Genomic DNA, 5,426 nt, shown 5'->3' with positions numbered 1-5,426 from the left:
CTTACAACAGGGGGAGCACCGATATCAGTAATAAAGGAATATATCAAAAATCAAGACCGCGAAGGCTAACCCCCCACTAAATGCGGCGCATTTTGAAGGGGACTGCACCTTCGCTTTTTTGTTCAAACATAGGAATTAGGTTCGGAAAAGCTACACAATACTTATGAAAGTTTTCTACGTAATCCGATAATAGCTCTTGCCAAGTTAGCTTTTGAATGGACAATTCCTTAACCATTTGTTGGTAGACCTTGTCCTTCCATACATAACCACGATGATCTAGCTCTATGAATCTCGATACATATTGTTCCTTTGGTATATGACGAACAAACTCATATAACCGCTCATATTGATGTTGAATGAAACCTTCTACAGATGCTTGGCGATTCAATAATGTCCCATCTAAATCGAATATCACTGCTTGCACCATTAAGAAAATCATCCTTTCGAGATAGCCGATCTACTTTGTTCCCTTATTATATTACATACCATTAGGAAAATCTTATTTAATTCTTTTCCCGCCCACATCTCACACTTACTTTAGGGCGTTAAGTGCGACCTTGGCAGCCTGCGCAATCAAGGCGTCATCATATTCGGCATCCTCTGTATTATGGCGGGACATAATCGTAATGACGATTGGTTCTCTGTTCGGTGGCCAAACCACTGCAATGTCATTTCTTGTTCCGTAACTTCCGGCCCCACTCTTATCGCCGACCTCCCATCCTTCTGGTGCACCCGCACGAATGAGTGTATCTCCTGTCGCATTTCCCTGCAGCCAATTCGTGAACCGTTCACGCGCTTGATCCGAAAGTAAGTCGCCAACCACAAATGCCCGAAGACTAGTGGTAAGAGCCTTTGGAGTACTAGTGTCACGAGGATCTTCTGGGCTGAACATATTTAAATCAGGTTCATATCGATCTGACTGGGTGTCGTGATCCCCAATATCCCTCAGAGCTTGTTCAAATTCAGCAGGGCCGCCCAATGCTTTAAATAAGAGGTTACCAGCTGTGTTATCACTAGTCCGGACTGCTGCCTCAGCAAGTTCCAAAAGGGTCATCCCAGTATCTACATGTTTCTCAGTCACCGGGGAATAAGGAACTAAATCATCTTCGCTGTAACTGATGACTTCATTCAGATCTTCCATAGAATTCTGCTGCAGAACGATGGCAGCGGCCAAAGCCTTGTACGTGGATGCAAAGGCGAAACGCTCCTCTGGCCGATATTCAATGGCCTGATTTGTTCCTGTATCAATCGCATAGACACCAATTTGAGCATCAAAATCATCCTCGAGCTGGGCAAACTTTTCATCTATATTTGCTGATTGTTCTTCTTCATTCACCTCTTCGAATGAGGCCTCTGTTGTATTTTCTTTATCCGCACAAGCCGAGAGTGTAATCAGCATGAACAGCAACATACAGAATGTAAATATTCGTGCGCTGAATTTGTGTTTATATATTTTCGTCATATTCATAACCTCTTTCTATTTAATATTCGCTTCATTATTAACCTATAGTTCTATCTTTTTCTATACAACATTTCAAGATTAACTCTTCCTCCTTCCTTAAGATTACTAACGTAGTCCAATACTACAGATGTAATCAATCGATGTCAAGCAGATTAATTTGAAAAACTCGATTTCGCTATTAGATCAGCAAATATACTTGTTGCCATCGAAGAAATCCGCAATGTCATTTTTACCAGGGTCTGCAGGATGCAGGTAACAAAGGCGTGGCCATTGTTGCCGCGAATTTAGGCCAACAAGACGTTGGTCAGAACAGCGTTACGACGTACAGAGACGTACTAGTGCAGGCGCAGCAACAGGAAGTTTCTTTTGAGTCATACCGCCAGACGGCCAATAGGATGTTGGTCAAAACGGCAAAGACATGCGGACGTCGCGCCTTAGCCGTTTATCCTTTGTTCATCCATTTGATCCAGTGGAGAAACAAAGGACAATACATATTTCTTTGCAACCAATATACAAAATGAAGATAATAGTTATAGAAGCAAGTCCGCAAAAATCACGTTATCTTTTTTGAGAAATAAGGGAATCATTTACGACACTAGAGAATAATTGAATTTCACATGTATGACAAAGGAGGGAGAATAAGGATGACAAAGAAAACCCCCAATATTTCAGAATCAGAATGGGAAATTATGCATGTTCTTTGGGAAAAGTCTCCAAGAACAGCTAGTGAAGTTATATCTTCCATACAAGAGAAAACGGATTGGAAGCCGAAAACCATCCGCACCCTTTTAGATCGTCTTACTCAGAAAAAAGTGGTCGGTGTCAATAAAGATCAAAGAGTCTATACTTTCTATCCACTTTATTCACAAGAGGAATGTCAGAGAGCTGAGGCACACTCTTTTATTAACCGAATATATGGTGGAGCCTTAAAGTCAATGTTAGTTCAGTTCATCCAAGAGGATTCTTTGTCAGAAGATGATATTAAAGAATTGCGCTCCATTTTGGACAAAAACCCTAAAGAAAAAGGAACAAAAAAATGAAGTGAAAGACATGTTATGTATTTCTTTGCAAAATTGTCTATTTTCATTATAGAACTTAAGCGATATACTATCATTACAATGGAGGTAGGAGGGGTATGCAGATGAAAAACATTGCTGATTCGTGGAATTCAATGCTTTATGATCAAAATCACTCGTTTGTATCAAAATTTGGAGAAAGTATAGTGGAATTATTAGCCCCACAAGTTGGAGAAAGAGTTTTGGATCTAGGCTGTGGTACCGGAGATTTAGCTAAGCAAATCGCTGATTTAGGGTCTCAAGTGATCGGTGTAGATCAATCTGACAACATGATTACAGAAGCAAAAAGAAAATATCCTCATATTCCTTTTAAAGTAGAGGATGCACGCTCTCTCTCTTATGAGCGTGAGTTCGATGCAGTTTTCTCTAACGCTGCTTTACATTGGATTCAAGCGCCTGAAGAAGTCCTTTCCTCTATACATAAAGCATTAATCCCCGGTGGGCGATTGGTTGCAGAGTTTGGAGGTAAAGATAATGTAAAACAAATTGTTGATGCATTACTTCTTCAGTTCCAAAGGAATGGAATTGAGGATGGAGCAAATCGAATCCCATGGTATTTCCCTAGCATCGGAGAATACACCACTTTAATGGAAGAGACCGGATTTCATGTAAGCTTTGCTCAGCACTTTGCTCGCCCAACTCCTCTAGAAGGGAAAGACGGATTAAGAAACTGGCTTAACATGTTTGGTGATTCCTTTTTCAAAGGACTAACTGACCGCGAAAGAGATCAGCTCATAACGGATACGGAAAACCATTTGCGGCCAACGATGTTCCAAAATGGACAATGGCTGGCTGATTATAAAAGAATTAGAGTGGTCGGAGTGAAAGAATAGAGTAGTGTAGTGTATTTAATGCTCGTAGAATAAAGAAAAACATCCATTCCATAAATGTTGCTAAATTGGAATGGATGTTAGGTTAAGAGTTTTTGTAAATCCACCCAGTGACTATTATTGGTTAAAAGATGGAACAACTTGGACGATGCTTGGATATAGCGATAAAGCTGGGGTCCTTGCCGCAGCGAAAAGAGCAAATGATATGGGAATGAGAATTATGGTTGACTTTCACTATAGTGATGTTTTTGCAGATCCAGGTCATCAAATTAAACCAGAGGCTTGGGAAAATTATTCAAATACCCAATTGCAAGATGCAATATATAATCACACTTACGAAGTGATGAGTGAGCTTAAAAAAAATAATATATATCCTGAATGGGTTCAAGTTGGAAATGAAATAAATTCTGGAATTCTACTTCCAAACGGTAGCACAGATAACTTTAATATGCTAACAGCATTTTTAAATAAGGGTTACGATGCCGTTAAAACAGTTAGTCCATCATCTAAGGTGGTTACTCATTTAGCCAATGGGACAAACAATAGCCAATTCCAATGGTGGTTTGACAACTTTTTTAACCACGGTGGAAAAACAGATGTGATTGGTGTATCTTTCTATCCGTATTGGGATGGCAAGCCATATTGGGAACTTACTAATCATTTATCATACAATTTAAACGATATGGCATCCCGATATAATAAAGAAGTAATGGTCGTAGAAGTAGGTGGCGAAGAGAGTAATCCTTTTGACTCTTATTGGACCATTCACGATACGATTAATGTGGTAAATTCCGTTCAAAATGGAAAAGGGATTGGAGTATTTTATTGGGAACCTCAAGCTCATTCAAGTGTGCTTCCTGATCGTTATCAATTAGGTGCAACTAGGGCAATTGCCAAAAATGTATTGCAGTATAGCGTTGCTATTGATGCCTTTAAGGATGCTGCTTCTGCCGGAGGGAAAAACCTAGTTACAAACCCTAGTTTTGAAATAGACGGGATGACCCAGGAACCTTCGGGCTGGACTACATGGTCAAATGGAAATGATGACGCAAACTATACGGAGGCTGGAGGATATTCGGGTAACTATCGCTTGTCTCACTGGAAAAGCAATGCATATCAGGTGAGTACCTATCAGGTCAAAACAGACATCCCCAATGGTACGTATACTATGAAAGCATGGGTTAGAGGTAGTGGTGGATTTAAAACAAGCCAGATGTATGTTAAGAATTATGGAGGAATAGAAAAAAATGTAGCAATTCCAAAGACAGATACATGGACCCAAATTGTAATCCCCGACATACAGATAACCAACAGACAAGTTGAATTTGGATTTTGGACAGACGCAAATGCAGGTAACTGGATTAATGTTGATGACGTAGAGTTTTTTATAAATTAATATTTAGTAAGGTTAATGATCATTTTGGTATTTTTATTATTCCGGATGAAGAAGAAGTGCAGAAATATCAAACATTATTAAAAAAGCATTTAGAGTTGACAGAATGCCTTTTTAGCGGAAAATGAGGGAGCTGCCTATACAGTTCAAGCGAATGACACCTAACAATCATTGCGGCAAGGCATGACAAAAGACAACCTTGGGGAATGGAATCATCTTAGCGATCCTAATAGTCGTCAAGTAGGACAAAAACTATATATATAGGAGCCAAATCGTTAGTCAAAAGTAAGGAAAGATGTACGAAAAGTCGAAGGATCAGCAAAAAGGTAGATCCAAGATGGGGTTGGATCTACAAAAAAGTGAAGGTTCATCAAAAACCTAGATCCAAGGTAAGGTTGGATCTACGATAAAGCGCGGGATCATCGAAATTGCACATCCAAGATGCCGTTGGATCTACAAAAAAGTGAAGGTTCATCAAAAACCTAGATCCAAAACAAGGTTGGATCTACGATAAATCGTGGGATCATCGAAATTGCACATCCAAGATGCCGTTGGATCTACAAAAAAGTGAAGGTTCATCAAAAACGTAGATCCAAAGTAAGGTTGGATCTACGATAAAGCGCAGGATCATCGAAATTGCAGATCCAAGATGCCGTTGGATCTAC

At 39.7% G+C, this 5,426-nt stretch carries 5 protein-coding genes; 3 read left to right on the top strand and 2 right to left on the bottom strand.

Annotated features, from left to right (window positions below):
* Window positions 1-76 precede the first annotated feature (76 nt).
* Both KI363_RS21340 and bla read right to left on the bottom strand, forming a co-directional pair.
* A complete protein-coding gene (locus KI363_RS21340) occupies window positions 77-427 on the bottom strand; it encodes an HAD hydrolase-like protein (protein WP_158323563.1) in 351 nt (116 codons plus the stop codon).
* A 105-nt stretch (window positions 428-532) separates the two neighbouring features.
* Entirely contained in the window at window positions 533-1,411 is an 879-nt protein-coding gene (bla, locus tag KI363_RS21335; protein WP_373306823.1) for a class A beta-lactamase, read from the bottom strand.
* Window positions 1,412-2,106: 695 nt separating this feature from the next.
* Here bla and blaI point away from each other — a divergent pair.
* The 3 genes from blaI (at window position 2,107) to KI363_RS21320 (ending at window position 4,764) form a co-directional block, all read left to right on the top strand.
* Complete coding sequence (blaI, locus tag KI363_RS21330) at window positions 2,107-2,502, top strand: penicillinase repressor BlaI (RefSeq protein ID WP_212967584.1); 396 nt, start codon at window positions 2,107-2,109, stop codon at window positions 2,500-2,502.
* 101 nt (window positions 2,503-2,603) lie between these two features.
* A complete protein-coding gene (locus KI363_RS21325) occupies window positions 2,604-3,371 on the top strand; it encodes a class I SAM-dependent methyltransferase (RefSeq protein WP_306345203.1) in 768 nt (255 codons plus the stop codon).
* 70 nt (window positions 3,372-3,441) lie between these two features.
* Window positions 3,442-4,764 (top strand): glycosyl hydrolase 53 family protein, encoded by a 1,323-nt coding sequence (locus KI363_RS21320; protein ID WP_212967582.1) that lies wholly within the window; start codon window positions 3,442-3,444, stop codon window positions 4,762-4,764.
* Window positions 4,765-5,426 lie beyond the last annotated feature (662 nt).

It is taken from the genome of Lederbergia ruris, assembly GCF_018332955.1.
Lineage (GTDB): Bacteria > Bacillota > Bacilli > Bacillales > Bacillaceae_C > Lederbergia > Lederbergia ruris.
This window is presented reverse-complemented; position numbering and strand designations above follow the sequence as displayed.